Annotated in this window: 22 protein-coding genes; 9 read left to right on the top strand and 13 right to left on the bottom strand. The window is 42.6% G+C overall.

Annotated features, from left to right (window positions below; genetic code table 11):
• Window positions 1-92: 92 nt before the first annotated feature.
• The 11 genes from HT736_RS05990 to HT736_RS06040 all read right to left on the bottom strand — a co-directional run bounded on the left by HT736_RS05990 (window position 93) and on the right by HT736_RS06040 (window position 7891).
• The gene (locus HT736_RS05990) at window positions 93-1190 is read right to left on the bottom strand and encodes a nucleotidyltransferase (protein ID WP_000156344.1); all 1098 of its coding nucleotides are present in this window, start codon (window positions 1188-1190) and stop codon (window positions 93-95) included.
• A 9-nt stretch (window positions 1191-1199) separates the two neighbouring features.
• Window positions 1200-1940, bottom strand: coding sequence for a class I SAM-dependent methyltransferase (locus HT736_RS05995; RefSeq protein ID WP_338149170.1), 741 nt, complete (start codon window positions 1938-1940; stop codon window positions 1200-1202).
• Window positions 1941-2048: 108 nt separating this feature from the next.
• Window positions 2049-2402, bottom strand: coding sequence for a ribosome silencing factor (rsfS, locus tag HT736_RS06000; protein WP_001002999.1), 354 nt, complete (start codon window positions 2400-2402; stop codon window positions 2049-2051).
• A gap of 12 nt (window positions 2403-2414) precedes the next feature.
• On the bottom strand, window positions 2415-2915 hold the full coding sequence (locus HT736_RS06005) for a cysteine hydrolase family protein (protein ID WP_000844709.1): 501 nt from the start codon (window positions 2913-2915) through the stop codon (window positions 2415-2417).
• Window positions 2916-3509: a bis(5'-nucleosyl)-tetraphosphatase (symmetrical) YqeK gene (gene yqeK, locus HT736_RS06010; RefSeq protein ID WP_083979732.1), complete on the bottom strand. Its 594-nt coding sequence runs from the start codon at window positions 3507-3509 to the stop codon at window positions 2916-2918.
• Complete coding sequence (locus HT736_RS06015; protein WP_000151307.1) at window positions 3509-4138, bottom strand: nicotinate-nucleotide adenylyltransferase; 630 nt, start codon at window positions 4136-4138, stop codon at window positions 3509-3511. The genes yqeK and HT736_RS06015 overlap by 1 nt, the downstream gene beginning before the upstream one ends.
• A 51-nt stretch (window positions 4139-4189) precedes the next feature.
• Entirely contained in the window at window positions 4190-4501 is a 312-nt protein-coding gene (yhbY, locus tag HT736_RS06020; protein ID WP_000060163.1) for a ribosome assembly RNA-binding protein YhbY, read from the bottom strand.
• Window positions 4502-4714: 213 nt separating this feature from the next.
• A complete protein-coding gene (gene yqeH / locus HT736_RS06025; RefSeq protein WP_000391191.1) occupies window positions 4715-5821 on the bottom strand; it encodes a ribosome biogenesis GTPase YqeH in 1107 nt (368 codons plus the stop codon).
• A 2-nt stretch (window positions 5822-5823) separates the two neighbouring features.
• Complete coding sequence (locus HT736_RS06030) at window positions 5824-6351, bottom strand: YqeG family HAD IIIA-type phosphatase (protein ID WP_172930839.1); 528 nt, start codon at window positions 6349-6351, stop codon at window positions 5824-5826.
• A 14-nt stretch (window positions 6352-6365) separates the two neighbouring features.
• The gene (locus tag HT736_RS06035) at window positions 6366-7274 is read right to left on the bottom strand and encodes a magnesium transporter CorA family protein (RefSeq protein ID WP_000242254.1); all 909 of its coding nucleotides are present in this window, start codon (window positions 7272-7274) and stop codon (window positions 6366-6368) included.
• A gap of 56 nt (window positions 7275-7330) precedes the next feature.
• A complete protein-coding gene (locus HT736_RS06040) occupies window positions 7331-7891 on the bottom strand; it encodes a mechanosensitive ion channel domain-containing protein (RefSeq protein ID WP_001168882.1) in 561 nt (186 codons plus the stop codon).
• Window positions 7892-8029: 138 nt separating this feature from the next.
• On the opposite strand from HT736_RS06040, the gene sstT reads away from it, so the two are divergent.
• The 9 genes from sstT to queF all read left to right on the top strand — a co-directional run bounded on the left by sstT (window position 8030) and on the right by queF (window position 14050).
• On the top strand, window positions 8030-9235 hold the full coding sequence (sstT, locus tag HT736_RS06045) for a serine/threonine transporter SstT (RefSeq protein ID WP_000821228.1): 1206 nt from the start codon (window positions 8030-8032) through the stop codon (window positions 9233-9235).
• Window positions 9236-9408: 173 nt separating this feature from the next.
• Entirely contained in the window at window positions 9409-10377 is a 969-nt protein-coding gene (locus HT736_RS06050) for an aromatic acid exporter family protein (RefSeq protein WP_172930840.1), read from the top strand.
• A gap of 126 nt (window positions 10378-10503) precedes the next feature.
• Entirely contained in the window at window positions 10504-10884 is a 381-nt protein-coding gene (locus HT736_RS06055) for a MarR family transcriptional regulator (RefSeq protein WP_000221629.1), read from the top strand.
• A 97-nt stretch (window positions 10885-10981) separates the two neighbouring features.
• Window positions 10982-11203 (top strand): DUF4649 family protein, encoded by a 222-nt coding sequence (locus HT736_RS06060; RefSeq protein ID WP_000570252.1) that lies wholly within the window; start codon window positions 10982-10984, stop codon window positions 11201-11203.
• 15 nt (window positions 11204-11218) lie between these two features.
• A complete protein-coding gene (gene trxA, locus HT736_RS06065) occupies window positions 11219-11533 on the top strand; it encodes a thioredoxin (RefSeq protein ID WP_001029581.1) in 315 nt (104 codons plus the stop codon).
• 201 nt (window positions 11534-11734) lie between these two features.
• Window positions 11735-12388: a 7-cyano-7-deazaguanine synthase QueC gene (gene queC / locus HT736_RS06070; protein ID WP_000828776.1), complete on the top strand. Its 654-nt coding sequence runs from the start codon at window positions 11735-11737 to the stop codon at window positions 12386-12388.
• On the top strand, window positions 12388-12831 hold the full coding sequence (gene queD / locus HT736_RS06075; RefSeq protein ID WP_000464585.1) for a 6-carboxytetrahydropterin synthase QueD: 444 nt from the start codon (window positions 12388-12390) through the stop codon (window positions 12829-12831). Before queC ends, queD begins: the two co-directional genes overlap by 1 nt.
• A complete protein-coding gene (gene queE / locus HT736_RS06080; RefSeq protein WP_000196466.1) occupies window positions 12824-13540 on the top strand; it encodes a 7-carboxy-7-deazaguanine synthase QueE in 717 nt (238 codons plus the stop codon). Before queD ends, queE begins: the two co-directional genes overlap by 8 nt.
• Before the next feature lie 18 nt (window positions 13541-13558).
• A complete protein-coding gene (gene queF / locus HT736_RS06085) occupies window positions 13559-14050 on the top strand; it encodes a preQ(1) synthase (RefSeq protein WP_000082587.1) in 492 nt (163 codons plus the stop codon).
• 172 nt (window positions 14051-14222) lie between these two features.
• On the opposite strand, the gene HT736_RS06090 is transcribed toward queF, so the two are convergent.
• Together HT736_RS06090 and HT736_RS06095 are read right to left on the bottom strand one after the other, a co-directional pair.
• Complete coding sequence (locus HT736_RS06090) at window positions 14223-14891, bottom strand: aquaporin (RefSeq protein WP_119920133.1); 669 nt, start codon at window positions 14889-14891, stop codon at window positions 14223-14225.
• A 109-nt stretch (window positions 14892-15000) separates the two neighbouring features.
• Window positions 15001-15792, bottom strand: coding sequence for a DUF2785 domain-containing protein (locus HT736_RS06095; RefSeq protein WP_023933745.1), 792 nt, complete (start codon window positions 15790-15792; stop codon window positions 15001-15003).
• Window positions 15793-16062: the final 270 nt, after the last annotated feature.

Below are 16062 nucleotides of genomic sequence, written 5' to 3' on the forward strand. Positions count from 1 at the left end.
ATATACGGCAAGGCGACGTTGACGCGATTTGAATTTGATTTTCGAAGAGTATTATTCGTAAAAAATCTCAAAAAGCCTACCTTTCGGTAGACTTAGCTTGTTTCTATTCTAATCGGCACTCTTCCAAAATTTTGCTCTGCTATACTTGGCTTTCCTAGTTGGTAAATCTGGTCTGCTTTTTGGGTCATAGCATCCCAAGGTTCTTTGCCAATTCGGCTGACTAGATTGACCTGTCCTTTCAGAGACTTGAGATGTTGCCTGCCTTTTTCAGTAAATCCAAGGACATGAATGGCTTCTGGCAAGACATTTTCTCTAGCCTGCACCAAAATATAGGTCAATAGGCGTCTGACACGCGCCTTGGTGTAACGTTTGGTCGCAACCGCCTCGACCAACTCTTCTACAGACTGGGCTGGTTTAATAGCTTCTTTAATGCGCACAGCCATTTCTTGATTGACCTGATAGATGGTGGTTAGGTCGGGATTTGACAAGATTTGATAGCGGAGCAAGGGAAAATAGTCTTCCCAGATCACCTTACTGGCCTGCTCAAATAGGGCAACAGAAGGCATAAAGCGTTCTAAGAAATCTTGGTCCTTCTGATGTTGACGGAGGGCTGTCGCCGAGGCAAAGTCCACATCTTTATTCACAGAATGGTAACCTGCCCCCTGACGCTGAATCGTATGCAGCTTGATATTTCGTCCTGCAACCGCCTTTGCATAGGCCAGAGCAAGAACATGATTGGGGGTATTACCTGAAAAATCAAGACCAGCAAATTCCTTCCACATAGATTGGGTTTTCTGGGGATAGGAAAGGGAATCAGGCAGATTTTCCACAAATTTCTCCATCTCAGCACCTTTCTCTGTGTATAAGTCAGCGATTTTCTGATAATCTCGAACTTCCTCTGTCCCAAAAACTAGACTATCAATGCCCAAGCGATCCAAGATATCCACAGCTCCTTGACCAAAGAAATCAGCTGCCTGAACACTGACTAAAAAGGGCAATTCCACTACCAAGTCTGCGCCATTTTCCAGCGCCATCTGGGCCCTTGTCCACTTATCCACAATAGCAGGCTCTCCACGCTGCATGAAATTCCCTGACATGGCAACAATTTTCAGTCCCTCTGCCTGATCCAGCAGGTATTTATGGCCATTATGAAAAGGATTGAACTCTGCGATAATACCTGTGATGGTCATGATGTTCTCCTACTTCTGCGCCACAAAAAACCAACGGGTGCTAGTTTCTGTTGGTTCCTTATCCTCAAAGTCTGCATAGAGTTTGAAGGACTTGAATCCAGCCTGTTCCAGCAAGATATCATAGGTCAAGATCTCATAAGTCCTCTCCTCATGTACTTCATCGTGGCGACTAAAGGAACCGTCAGCCTCCTTGATAAAGAAAGTCAGCTCATGCACGATGGAGTGAGGAGCTTCGTCCTCATATGTATCCCAAAGCATGGCAAAATCTTCCGCATTTTCATGGTAGGAATAGCCAGGGAATACTTCATCTGTCTGGTAGGTCGAGTGCACGTCAAAGATGAAAACTCCCTCTTCATTCAGCGCATTGTACACGTCCTTAAAGACGTCCCCTACTTCCACCTCATCCTGCATATAGCAGATAGAGTCCGAATAACACGTGACAAAATCGTATTTCCCTGCCTTGGACAAATTCAGCATATTACCTTCTATAAAAGCAATCTTTTGCTTGGCTGAAGTTGCTCTCTTCTCCGCAATCTTCAACATATCCGCACTCAAGTCAAATCCAGTCACATCAAAACCAGCCTGAGAGAAGCGCACTGATTGAATTCCTGTCCCACAAGCCAATTCCAAGAGTTTCTTTCTCTCCTTGGTCTTAGGCAAATGACGCAGAGAAAAATTCGTCCATTTGTCGTATAAACTATCGTCCATGACCGCATCATAGACCGCCGCAAAGGTTTCATAAGTCGCCATAATCATGATACTAAGAGCTCCATGGTAAACACCACTAGCCCTTTACCTTTCTATCAATTTTTCTAAAATAAGCAAAGAAACCCAGTTGACTACAACTGAGTTCATCTTCTAAGCAAGAGCTTCTGAAATATCTACTGAATTCGCCTCATGCCATAGCTTCTCTAGATTATAATGGGCACGCATTTCTTCTGAAAAGATATGCACGACAACAGCACCGATGTCCAGTAAGACCCAGCCTCCAGCTGCATCGCCTTCGACATGGCTACCTTTAAAGCCTGCTTGAGCTACTTTTTCACGGATATTAGCTGCGATAGCGTCCAACTGACGGCTATTCATTGAGCTAGTGATGACAAAGTAGTCCGTCACACTAGTCAAATCTTGTACATCAAGTGCGAGGATATCCTCCGCACGTTTCTCATCAGCCGCTTTCACGACTAGTTCTAGTAATTCTTTTTCGTTCATTTAATCCTCTTTTTAGAAAATATGTTTGTAATCTAGAACATCTGCAAAGCGCTCCTCCCAAATGTCCTCATAAAATTCATTAATCGTTTCTGCTGGAATGTCATCCCCATCAAAGGTTGTGACAGCACCTTCTGGAACAATAAGCTGATAGCCATATTCAAAGGCAACCTTGACAGAGGTATCCACACAATATTCTGTCTGCATACCACATAAAACTAATTTTTCAATCCCCTGCTTATCCAAGTATTTTTTTAAGCCAGTTTCTTTGAAAATACTGTTATATTTCTTCTGAAAGACCTTTTCAGCAGGTTTTCGATTTAAAAGCGCAGATAACTGCCAATCTTCTGATGTTTGAGCTTCAGAGTTCTCAATATGTTGAACATAGATAATTTCAATATTCTTGCTTCTAGCCTGGTTTTGTAAATAAGAAATTTTTTCCAATAGACTTTTTGTCTGGAACCCAGTTTCTACTAAAACATTCTGAACATCAATGATTATAAAAGCCGTCTTCATTTAGTCCTCTTTCAAATAGTGCACAAAGGCGTTATAGGTTTCAAGGGTTTGGGGATAGATGGGGAATCCCTGATGAGCTAGATACTCCACGGTACGAGCTGTTTCGTAGGCCACCGCCTTATTGAGCGATAGACTTGCAATCTCACGCGCCACATCTACTCCAGGAAAGGCTCGATTGTGCTCGATATAGTCTGCGACGTAGATGACCTTATCTAGGTCTGTCATTTGACCAGCTCCGACTGTATGAATTTCAATGGCTCGCAGAATTTCAGAATCATGCAAATCCAAATCTTCCTGAATTTTGTAAATTCCGACCATACCATGCCAGACATTATTGCCCCAGTTTTTGAGGTCAGGGTCTAGCTGGTAACGGTCAATCAAGTCTAGAAATTCCTGATCTGACAACTTTTTAGCATAGTCATGAAGAAGACCTGCTAGACTTGCTTTCTCAACATCTACACCAAAGCGCTGAGCTAACTCCATAGCGGCACGCTCCACACCTAGACAATGGGTTAGACGTTTCTCAGGTAGAAGCTCTGCCATTTTTTCCAACAAGGCCTCACGGGAGCAGTTGATATAGTCTTGATAGGACATCAGTAGAGCCCCTCCTTCTCGATGTAGTCTAGCACTGGCTGAGGTAGGAGAAAGTTGGGTTTCCGACCTTGGGCAATGAAGTCCCGCACCATGCTGGACGAGATATCCATGAGCGGTACGTCCACCCAGATAACTGGATAGGAAGTCCCTGCCTTGTAGCGTGGACGCTGAACCCCCACAAACTGAACCATGTCAACCAGTTCATCAATTCGGTACCACTTAGGCAGATAGTCAACCATGTCGGCACCGATGATAAAGTAATAATCCGTATCTGGATTCTTCTCTGTCAAAATCTTCATGGTGTCGTAAGTGTAGGAAATACCCTTGCGCTCCAACTCAATAGTTTCAATGACTAGGCCGTCAATCCCCTCAATTGCCAACTCAAGCATCTTGAGACGATGGTGTTCAGGGATGGTTTCCTTTTTATCAACGTGAGGAGGTTGGTATTCAGGCATGAGCAGAACTTGATCCAGTCCCAACTGTTGCCGTACTTGATCCGCAACAATAAGATGGGCATTGTGAACAGGGTTAAAATTCCCCCCTAAAATCCCAACTTGTTTGCGTTTTTTCTCCTTGATTTCTGGCTCCAACTCTACCTTGGTAAAGGGAGTCAATAGTTCGATTGTCATAGGCTAGTCCCCTTTATTTCTCTATAAAAACAGTTATTTGGAGTTTCGGTCTTAGATTTCTTTGACTTTCTTAGAAATCTTGCGATTTTCTTTCTTGCTGGATTGTTTAAACAAAATCAAGATGCGTCCTATTTTTTGGACTGTATCCACACCGATTTCTTCTTCCAAAATTTCAGCTACTTCGTGGATGTTTTCATCTGTGTTTTGTAAGAGAGTAACCTTGATTAATTCACGCGCATCAAGAGCTTGACGGACGCTGGTTTTGATTTGGTCGTTCAGTCCATTTTTCCCGATTTGGATGATAGGTTTGAGGATGTGTGCCTGGCTGTTGAGGAAGGCACGTTGTTTTGATGTTAATGACATAATTTTCTTCCTTGTTTTTTGATAGTTATTTTAGGTGGTGAGGGACGGTCGGAACTAATTTTCCAAAGATTTCATCTTTGAAAAATGGATTTCCTGACCTCACAATTGAGCCTTGGTCTCAATTGTGCCCCTTGCCAATCTACAGATTGGCAATCACACCACGGCAATAACTATCGCTATATGAGCTCACTTTGTTCGCTCAGCGATTTTGTTTTAAATAATTGCTTTTCGTATGACGACGGCGACGCCTTCTGGTGCCCAGACGGCGACTTTGGCAGTGCCTGTTACACGAATCCAACCTAGGCCTGAGATGACTAGGTCTGTCTTATCCTTGATTGTAAATACATGCTCAATCAGTTTTGGAAAATCTTCTTTTTCCTTACTGTTTGGAGGCGTGAGAAGGGTTCCGACGTGCTTGTCGTAAAATGCACTAGCGCCTTCAAGCTTAGTACGATGGAGTTTCAATTCGTTGTCAAAAAAGGCAGTGAAACCTTGTTTTTCTCCTGATATAAAGTCAAAACGTCCGAGACCACCTAAAAATAGGGTTTGTTCAGGATTAAGCTGATATGTTTTAGGCTTGATCTCCTTTTTAGGGCTGACATACTTGAGGTTTTTGGCCGTCAAGTAATGGGCCATTTGGTGACGGTGGATGATTCCCGGCGTATCGTAGATATAAGAACCATCATCAAGCGGAATCTCGATCTTGTCCAAGGTTGTCCCTGGGAAGCGCGAAGTCGTAATGACATTCTGATCACCCGTGATTTCTTGGATAATGGCATTGATTAGAGTTGATTTTCCAACGTTAGTTACACCGACAACATAGACATCGCGGCCTTTACGGTAATGTTCAATCTTGTCAATGACTTCCTTAATGGCATGTTTGTTTTGAGCTGAAGTTAGGACGACATCAACAGGACGAAGCCCTTCTTCATGGGCACGTTCCATGAGCCACTGGCTAATCTTGCCCGGTTTAACTGACTTAGGTAGGATATCTTTTTTATTTCCAACCAAGAGGACATCATTGCCCGATACAAAGCGTGGCAAGCCTGGGATGACAGAGCCATTAAAATCAAAGATATCAATGACATTGACCACTAAGGCATCGCTGTCTCCCACCTCGTGCAAGAGCTTGAGGAAATCATCGTCTGTCAACTGGACATCCGTGATTTCATTGTAATGACGGAGACGGAAACAGCGTTGGCAATAGACTTCACCAGTCTCCAAACCTTTTTCAAGTGCCGACTGGGGGGTAAAACCAAGACCAGCCTTATCTGTCGTCTGAATGGTTGCTCCACAACCAATACAGAGAATTTCTTCCATAGTTAAATTCCTTTTTTATATGTAATCGGTCCGTACTTTTCAGTGATTTTTCGCATGACACGGCGCTCACGAGCTCGGTTAATCTGCGTTTTGATCGAGTCATGTTGGACCAAGGGTTTGACTAAAATCGAGCGAATGCCAGCACGGTGGGCTGCTCGAATATCTGTCATGAGCTGGTCGCCAACCATGACCACTTCGCTTTTCTCATAGTGAAATTCCTTCATGGCACGGTCAATCCCAAATGTGAAGGGCTTTAGAGCCCAATAAACGTAGTCAATCTCAAACTTCTCAACTGCTCGTTGGACGCGTTTTTTGGTGTTATTTGACACTACGATAATGCGAATGCCCGCGTCCCGAAGGTCATGTAGCCATTGCTTCATCTCTGGTGTCCCGTCAGGGTTGTTCCAAGCAATAAGGGTATTGTCCAAATCGACCAAAACAGCCTTGATTCCCTGCTCCTGCAGGCTTGGGACTGTCAGATCATAAACTGCTTCCACAGCAAAATCTGGCATATAATTTTCAATCGCCATTTTGGCTCCTTTTCTTAACTTTTTTTCGCAATTTTCCTTAGTAACAAGGATAAAACAATCCACAAACCTATACTAGCCAAACTGATGTAGAGCCAAGCATGGGGCTCATCTGTTAAAGGTAGTGGAACATTCATTCCGAAAAAGCCTGTCACGACTACCAAAACCGCTAGCAAGACTGAAATGATAGTCAAGGTTGTCAAATTATCATTCAGATTATTGTTTAGAATATTGTTGTAAGAGGCTGAAAGTTGCTGTAAAATCTGAGAGATTAGGTCTGTCATGGATACCAGCTGATGAGCCTCAATCATGGCATCATCAAACTGTTCTCTCTCAATCTCATCAAAACTACGATACAAGGCATGACCTTGAATATGCTCTAACAAAATCCGATTTTGTTTGGCAGCTGCCGTCAGATAAACCATACCAGTCTCCAAATCAGACAGGGCAAAGAGGTTTTTCTTGGTAGTTCGCTGGCGCAAGAGGTCATTGACCTCATCCCTACTCTTGTCCATCTGCTCAATGACAGGATAGTAGGCATTGCTGATGATTTCCAGACTGGCAAAGAGAAACTTATAAATCGAAAGCGTGTCATGGCTCTCCAGATAACGAGTCATCTGTTCAATGACATAGGCGTTCTTGGTATTACTAATGGTAATCAGGCGACGATGCTCCACGATAAAGGTCATGGGAAAAGTCTCATAGTAGGCCTTGTCCTTTTTTACGTCTAGGACATTATAGATAAAGGTAACCGTCCCACTTTCACGGTGGTAGTCCATGTGGGCGCGCTCGTTTCTATCCAGTGCGTATTCAATGGTTTCCTTGTCCAAACCGTAAATTTCAGAAAGGTCTTCTAGTTTATTCAACTTTCCTAGATCTAGGTCTATCCAGGTACAACCATTGCCCAACTGCTTTTCTAAAACCATCTTTTCTCCTTATTAAACTCCCTCTATTGTACCACAAATTACTTAAAATAACAGGTCTAGTCTGTGCGTGAGAAATTGCTAACAACTGTGATATTTCGGTTAGGGACAAAGTGAAGGGCTTGCTCCTCGCTACGAAGCTGGGTCGTACGAATTCCCACGCTGACGACCTTGCCCGATACAGTAATGGGGCCATTGGTCAGAACAACCTCATCTCCCACATCCAGTTGACGTTCAAAAAGGATGAAAAAGCCATTGATGACATCAGACAGAAAACCTTGGGCTCCCATCCCAATCGCCACCCCAGCGATTCCAGCCCCAGCCAGCAAGCTAGATACAGGTAAGCCTAAAATCGATAAAATACAGTAGAGTAAAAAGAAATATGACGTATAATTAAACACATTTTCTAACAAACGTGAGATGGTTTTCTGGCGCCCGACATCATGATGAGACATTTTTAGAGAAGGTTTGGCAATTCTCTGCACCATGGTATGAAGCATTTTTTTAGCAATATAAAATACAATCAAAAGCAGTAAAAGAGAAATGACCTTGGTTAGAATATTTTCGATAATGGTTGTCACATCTAGCTTTTCAATATAAGCTTGAATAAATTTTTGCATATAAAACTCCTTTATTTCATTATACCATATTTTCATCAGTCTCATTATCCATAAATATTCAAAAAATAGACAGAAAATTCTTGATTTTGTCTATCGTTTATACTATAATCATAATCACTACACAGAAAGGAGATTATTATGAAAAGAATCATTCATGCTTGGAACAAGGCAAGCCTTGTCAAGCGTATCTTGATTGGTATGCTTTGTGGGGGAATTCTAGGACTGACCCTTCCTAATCTCTCAGGAATTGGGCTACTCGGGGATTTATTCGTTGGAGGTCTAAAAGCTGTTGCTCCTATCCTAGTCTTTGCTCTCGTTGCTAATGCCCTTTCCCAACATCAAAAGGGACAAGATAGCAATATGAAAACTGTTGTTTTCTTGTATATCCTAGGAACTTTTGCCGCTGCTCTTGTAGCTGTACTAGCAAGTTTCATCGTCCCTATTGAAATCACCCTAAATAGTGCTAATACCGATATTGCTCCACCAGATGGGATTGGACAGGTCCTCAGCAACCTCTTGCTCAAACTGGTTGACAATCCAGTCAACGCCCTGCTTACTGCTAACTATATTGGAATCTTATCTTGGGCAGTCATTTTTGGAATTGCTATGAGAGAGGCCAGCAAAAATAGTAAAGAATTACTAAAAACTATCGCTGACGTGACTTCTAAAATTGTCGAATGGATCATCAATCTGGCTCCATTTGGAATCCTTGGTCTTGTTTTTAAAACCATTTCTGACAAGGGAATCGGAAGCCTTGCCAACTACGGTATTTTATTGGTTCTATTAGTAACGACTATGCTTTTTGTTGCCCTTGTGGTCAACCCTTTGATTGCCTTCTTCTTTATGAGACGCAACCCTTACCCTCTAGTTTGGAACTGCCTCCGTGTCAGCGGTGTGACAGCCTTCTTCACTCGTAGTTCTGCGGCTAACATTCCTGTCAACATGAAACTCTGCCATGACCTTGGACTCAACCCAGATACCTATTCTGTTTCTATCCCACTTGGCTCTACTATCAACATGGCTGGAGCAGCGATTACCATTAACGTTTTGACCCTTGCTGCGGTAAACACTCTTGGAATCCCTGTTGACTTTGCCACAGCCTTTGTCCTCAGTGTGGTAGCAGCTATCTCAGCCTGCGGTGCTTCTGGTATTGCGGGAGGTTCCCTCCTTCTTATCCCAGTTGCTTGTAGCCTTTTCGGTATTTCTAACGATATTGCCATGCAAGTTGTTGGGGTTGGATTTGTGATTGGGGTCATCCAAGACTCATGTGAAACAGCCCTTAACTCTTCTACAGACGTCCTCTTTACTGCCGTTGCCGAATACGCAGCAGCCCGTAAAAAATAACTCATAAAGGCAAGCCTGCTCAGGTTTTGTCTTTTGCTCTTTTATTCTAACTTATACTCTTCGAAAATCAAATTCAAACTACGTCAGCTTCGCCTTGCCGTACTCAAGTACTGCCTACGGCTAGCTTCCTAGTTTGCTCTTTGATTTTCATTGAGTATTATCAGGAAATTCTTATGTCTATTAGCCAACGTACGACCAAGCTCATCTTAGCTACCTGTCTTGCCTGCCTGCTTGCTTATTTTCTCAATCTTTCCTCAGCAATTTCGGCTGGAATTATCGCTCTCTTGAGCCTATCTGATACGCGTAGAAGTACTTTAAAACTGGCTCGCAATCGCCTCTTTTCCATGCTCCTAGCTCTGGCTATCGGTGTTCTAGCTTTTCACTTGAGCGGATTTCATATCTGGAGCCTTGGTCTCTATCTTGCCTTCTATGTGCCTCTAGCTTACAAGATGGGCTGGGAAATTGGCATCACACCAAGCACTGTTTTGGTTAGCCATCTCTTGGTACAAGAGTCAACCTCTCCAGACCTTCTAGTCAATGAATTCTTTCTCTTTGCTATCGGTACAGGATTTGCTTTACTGGTCAATCTCTACATGCCTTCACGAGAAGAGGAAATTCATCACTACCACACATTGGTAGAAGAAAAGTTAAAAGACATCCTCCTGCGCTTCAAATATTATTTATCCAGAGGGGATGGACGCAACCGAGCACAGCTGGTGGAAGAATTGGACACCCTTTTGGAAGAAGCCCTCAGACTGGTCTATTTGGATCACTCAGACCACCTCTTTCACCAGACTGATTACCATATTCACTACTTTGAGATGAGACAGCTACAAAGTCGTATCCTGCGAAATATGGCCCAGCAAATCAATACCTGTCACCTAGCTGCCAGTGAGAGCCTGATTTTGGCTCAACTCTTTTCACAAATTGCAGGTCAACTGAGCCAGACCAATCCTGCTTCTGATTTGCTAGATGAAATCGAACGCTATCTGGAAGTCTTCCGAAACCGCAGTCTGCCCAAGACAAGAGAAGAATTTGAAACCCGCGCTACCCTTCTTCAACTCCTACGTGAAGCCAAAACCTTCATCCAAGTAAAAGTTGATTTTTACAAAAATATGGACAGTAAAAAAGAAAACCACTAAAAAACAGAACTTGCCAGCATTCTTGAAAAGTAGTATAATTATTGCATGCGCAATCATCTTGTGACGCAGAGACTGCCCGTTAATGGACTTTCTTCTATTTATGACTCTAAAAAGAAAGGAGACACTATGACCTATTTGGAAAAATGGTTTGACTTCAATCGGCGTCAGAAAGAAATTGAAAGTCTCCTGGAAGAGACCATTGCCCAACAGAGCGAGCAAAGTCTGACCTTGAAAGAGTTCTACCTGCTCTACTATCTGGACTTGGCCCAAGAAAAATCTCTACGCCAGATTGACCTGCCAGATAAGCTTCATCTGAGCCCGAGCGCAGTTTCTAGGATGGTGGCTCGCTTGGAAGCTAAAAATTGCGGTCTACTCAGTCGCATGTGCTGCCATCAAGATAGACGCTCTAGTTTTATCTGCCTGACAAATGATGGGCAAAAGACACTGGCCTCGCTACAAAAGGCTGTCGAAGAAAGCTTGGAAGCAGGTTTGGATTTCTTGATTTAAGATGATTTTAGAAAAAAGTTGCGTGCGCAATCATTTTTATTGACATTCTCTTTTACAAGGAGTAAAATAAAGTCAAGATTAAACAAAGGAGTTTTATATGATTGAAATTACTTATCTAGACGCCAGTAAGAACGAAAGAACTGTGACTTTCGAATCCTATGAAGATTTTGATCGTTCGCAACAAGCTTGCATTATCGGCGTCGCAGACTACTACCCTGTCCAAAAATTGACTTATAAGGATCATGATTTGGACTACCATGGGACTTATGGAGATATCTTCTTCTATCTCAAGAAACAAGATTTAAGCCAATATAACTAAAAAAGGAGAAATACAATGGCAAAAGCAATTACAGATGCAACATTCGAACAAGAAACAAAAGACGGTTTGGTCTTAGTAGACTTCTGGGCAACTTGGTGTGGTCCATGTCGTATGCAAGGTCCAATCTTGGACAAATTGTCTGAAGAACTTTCAGAAGATGTCTTGAAAATCGTTAAAATGGACGTTGATGAAAATCCAAACACAGCTCGTGCTTTTGGAATCATGTCTATTCCAACTCTTCTCTTCAAAAAAGACGGCCAAGTTGTCAAACAAGTTGCTGGTGTTCACACAGCAGAACAAATCAAGGCCATCGTTGCTGAATTGAGCTAATCAAACGAGAGACCAAGTACTTTCTTTGGTCTCTTTTTTCTTGCCCTTTGCCATTTTTCAAAAAATATGCTAGACTGTAAGTAGAATATTACGATGTTTGGGACATGCCATCGCTAAAAAAAACCTTGACTTGGTATTTTTTAGCTCCCTCAAGGGAGCTTTTTGCGTGCTCTGAACATTTCCCATTTTGGAAGGAGTACTATGAAACGTCAATCAGCCTTGGTCGTCTTTAGTGGCGGTCAAGATTCCACAACCTGCCTTTTCTGGGCTAAAGAACACTATGAAACGGTCGAAGCCGTTACCTTTGCCTATGGCCAACGCCACCATCTCGAAATTCAAGTTGCCAGAGAAATCGCTACGGAACAGGGCATTCGTCATCACATCCTAGATATGTCTCTGCTGGGGCAAATCACTGAAAATGCGCTGACCTCTGATATGGAGATTGAGCAAAAAGAGGGAGAAGTTCCCAATACCTTCGTTGACGGTCGAAACCACCTCTTTCTATCCTTTGCGGCAGTCCTTGCCAAGCAACGAGGCATTAAAGATATCGTGACAGGTGTCTGCGAGACAGACTTCTCAGGCTACCCCGATTGTCGAGATGTCTTTGTCAAATCCCTTAATGTTACCCTCAACCTTGCCATGGATTACGACTTCGTTATCCAAACACCTCTTATGTGGCTAGACAAGGCTGAAACTTGGGAGCTAGCCGACCAACTCGGTGCCTTTGACTATGTTCGTGAAAAGACCTTAACCTGCTACAACGGAATTATCGGGAGCGGCTGTGAAGATTGCCCCGCCTGCCACCTACGTCAACATGGGTTAGATGTTTATCTCTCACAGAAAGGAGAAGCCTAATGTTTTTTGCACCCAAAGAAATCAAACAGGAAACTGGGGAGTCTCTTGTCTACAATCCTTATCGGACTCTAGTCTCCAAAGAATTTACCTTTGATGCTGCTCACCACCTCTTTCACTATGAGGGAAAATGCAAATCCCTGCACGGCCACACCTATCATCTGCAGATTGCTGTCAGTGGATTTTTAGATGAACGTGGTATGACCTACGATTTCGGAGACATCAAAGCGACCTACAAGAACTACTTAGAGCCCCACTTGGATCATCGCTATCTCAATGAAACTCTTCCCTATATGAACACGACTGCTGAAAATATGGTTTACTGGATTTTCCAAACCATGAATCAAGAGTTGCCAAACGAGCGCGGTCTCCGTTTGGAATACGTTCGTCTCTATGAGACTCCGACTGCCTTTGCAGAGTTTAGACGGGAGTGGTTAGATGACTAGGGAACGTGTCCTCAAACTACCAGTTCTAGAAATTTTTGGCCCAACCTTTCAAGGCGAAGGCCGTGCAATCGGGCAGAAAACCATGTTTGTCCGCACTGCTGGTTGCGACTATCACTGCGACTGGTGCGATTCTGCCTTTACTTGGGATGGCTCTGAAAAGCCAACTCGTATGACAGCTGACGAGGTCATTGCTGCCTTGGATAAATTGGGGAGCTATGACTATGTAACCCTATCTGGGGGAAATCCTGCTATCCTAGCAGCCAACATGGCTGAACTCGTCACCAAACTCAAGGAACGTGGTGTCACTCTGGCTGTTGAGACCCAAGGCTCCCGCTGGCAAAATTGGTTAAAAGACATCGACCAGGTCACCCTCAGTCCCAAACCTCCTTCATCCAAGATGGAAGTCAACTTTGAGACCTTGGACTTTATCGTTTCCCAACTTGATCCAGACAGGGTCACCTTTAAAATCCCTGTCTTTGATGATGCCGATTTGGCCTTTGCCAAAGGGATTCAAGAACGCTACCAACCAGATGTTCTCTTCTTATCAGCAGGAAATCCTGAGCCCAAGGCTACGGGTAATATTGTCCAAGACCAACTGGACCGCCTCAAAGAACTCTGGGAACGTGTCGCTGCTGACGACAGCTGGGGCAATGTCCGCGTCCTCCCTCAACTGCATACCCTCCTCTACGATAATCAACGTGGTGTTTAAGATTAGAAAGAAAAAATCATGTCACAACAAGAAGAAATGAAAAACCTAAGCCTACTAGGCAACAAAGAAACCAACTACATTTTCGAATATCAACCAGAAGTCCTCGAATCCTTTGACAATCGTCATGTGGAAAATGACTATTTTATCAAATTTAACTGTCCTGAATTTACCTCACTTTGCCCGATCACTGCTCAACCAGACTTTGCGACCATTTATATTTCCTACATCCCTGACAAGCTCTGTGTTGAGTCAAAATCCCTCAAACTCTACCTCTTTAGCTACCGAAATCACGGAGATTTTCACGAAAACTGTATCAACACCATCGGGAAAGACTTGGTCAACTTGCTAGACCCTCGCTATTTAGAAGTCTGGGGAAAATTCACTCCGCGCGGTGGCATTTCAATCGACCCCTACTACAACTACGGTAAGCCTGGAACTAAGTATGAAGGCTTGGCAGAACAACGCCTCTTCCAACACGACCTTTATCCAGAGAAAATTGACAATCGTTAAACTCATACTCAATGAAAATCAAAAATCAAACTAGGAAGCTAGCCGCAAGTTGCTCAAATCACTGCTTTGAGGTTGCAGATGGAAGCTGACGTGGTTTGAAGAGATTTTCGAAGAGTATCATACGAAAAAGCCCTGTTCCTCTAGATGAGGAGCAAGGCTTTTTGTTTTTCAATTATTCTTCTGTTCCAAGGAAGTTTTTTGCAACGAGGGCTGCAAGAACCCCACCAACGATTGGTGCAAGGATGAAAATCCAAACTTGTTGAAGGGCTGCGCCACCTACCAAAACAGCTGGTGCCAAGCTACGAGCTGGATTTACTGAAAGCCCAGTAATGTTCAATCCGACAAGAATCATCGCCATCAAGGACAAACCGATTACCAAACCAGCAATCGCGCCATTTCCCTTGCTTGCTGAAGTCACAGTCATGATAACCAAGACAAACAAGAAAGTTGCGATGACTTCAAACAAGAAACCACCAAAGACAGTGACACCGTTTGCCAAGGCATTTTCACCAAGACTAGCAGTTGACATACCTGAGTTAGCCAAGAGGAAGAAGACAGAAGCAGATGCTAAGAAAGCTCCAACTACTTGTCCAAGGATGTAGTTGACAAGCTCTGAAGATGACAAACGTTTGTTAACAAACATAGCAATCGAAACAGCTGGATTCAAGTGAGCACCTGAAACAGTTCCGATTGAGTAGGCTGCAACTACGATTGCCAGACCAAAGGCAACGGCAATCCCTAGGTGACCAAGACCTTCAACACCATTTCCAAAAACAACAGCTCCTGTCCCGACGAATACAAGCATGAACGTACCGATTAACTCAGCAACAAATTTTTTCATTTTCTTTCTCCTTTTTTCAAAAACTAGATACTAGTCTATCAAAAGTAGGAAAGGGTTTCAAGAAAATTGATTGGAAATTTTTTGAAAATCATAGAACTACTAGCAATACCTAATATTGAAAAGATTGAATAGCTTCTTTCAAGTCATCTTGTAAACTATTTCTCTGGTCAAGTTGGACATAGACTTCCAACAGACAGGATCTGAAGTTGGAAAATTTATAAAAATCTTCCCTTTCTTCTATCGGAAAGTCAACAGCTTTTATCCAAGAAGCTACTTGCTCTTGCGCTAACTTCCCTTGTAAAATAGGTTCATAGATCACTCTTGCTAAACGCCAATCCTCATCATCTGTAAAGCGAATCGAAACTCTTTTAAATAGTTGGCCAAGTATATCAAATACTTCATGAACTCTGTTTTTAGGAAAGTTGGGATGACAAACCACCTCTGTCAGTAAATCGGCTCCATGTGCAAAAGTATGAACCCAACCATACTGACTTGAAAAACCCGTTGTATCCTTTTCTTTTGAAAGATAATACAAACCTTGATTTAAAAGGACATTACGAATTCCTGCATTTAATTCCTGATAAAAAATCGATTGCTGGTTGGCATCTGCAGACAAGAGATTTGCATAAATAAGCGCCCTAAAAGAACGTTCAAGGGTTGACAGGCCTACCTTATCAATATCTTTATCTAACCCTCCATCAGATGAAATCCCTTCAGCAATGAAATGAAATTGTTCCTGTGTAAATAGCTCTTCCTGAATCCCTCTAGCAAAGCTTGTAAAAACAAGGTCATCACGAATTTCTGGAGAAGGATCTCCCAAATGATCAAGTAGCCACTGGATTTCTTCCTGGTTATAACTTGGTTTTTCTTCTGCTATTTTTCTAAGTAACTTTTGATACATGGTCAATACCTCTACATTTCTAGCAACTGTTCAAAAAGCTGTCCTTAAATGACTTTAGCAATTTGTAAAATTAAGTTAAAGAGAAAAAGACATTTATATTCAGAGAAACAGCACATTTCTGAAAGGATACATAAATGATTTATTCCATATTACCACAAATGAACTTGTAATGATAGAACTTTATCACAAAAATCACATTTCTGTCTCAAAAATTGCGAAAAACTAGTTATATAGTCATTTAGTTTTAAAAAAGCGTTCCAAACATTCAAA

This window comes from Streptococcus sp. 339 (assembly GCF_013277285.1).
Taxonomy (GTDB): Bacteria; Bacillota; Bacilli; order Lactobacillales; family Streptococcaceae; genus Streptococcus; species Streptococcus pseudopneumoniae.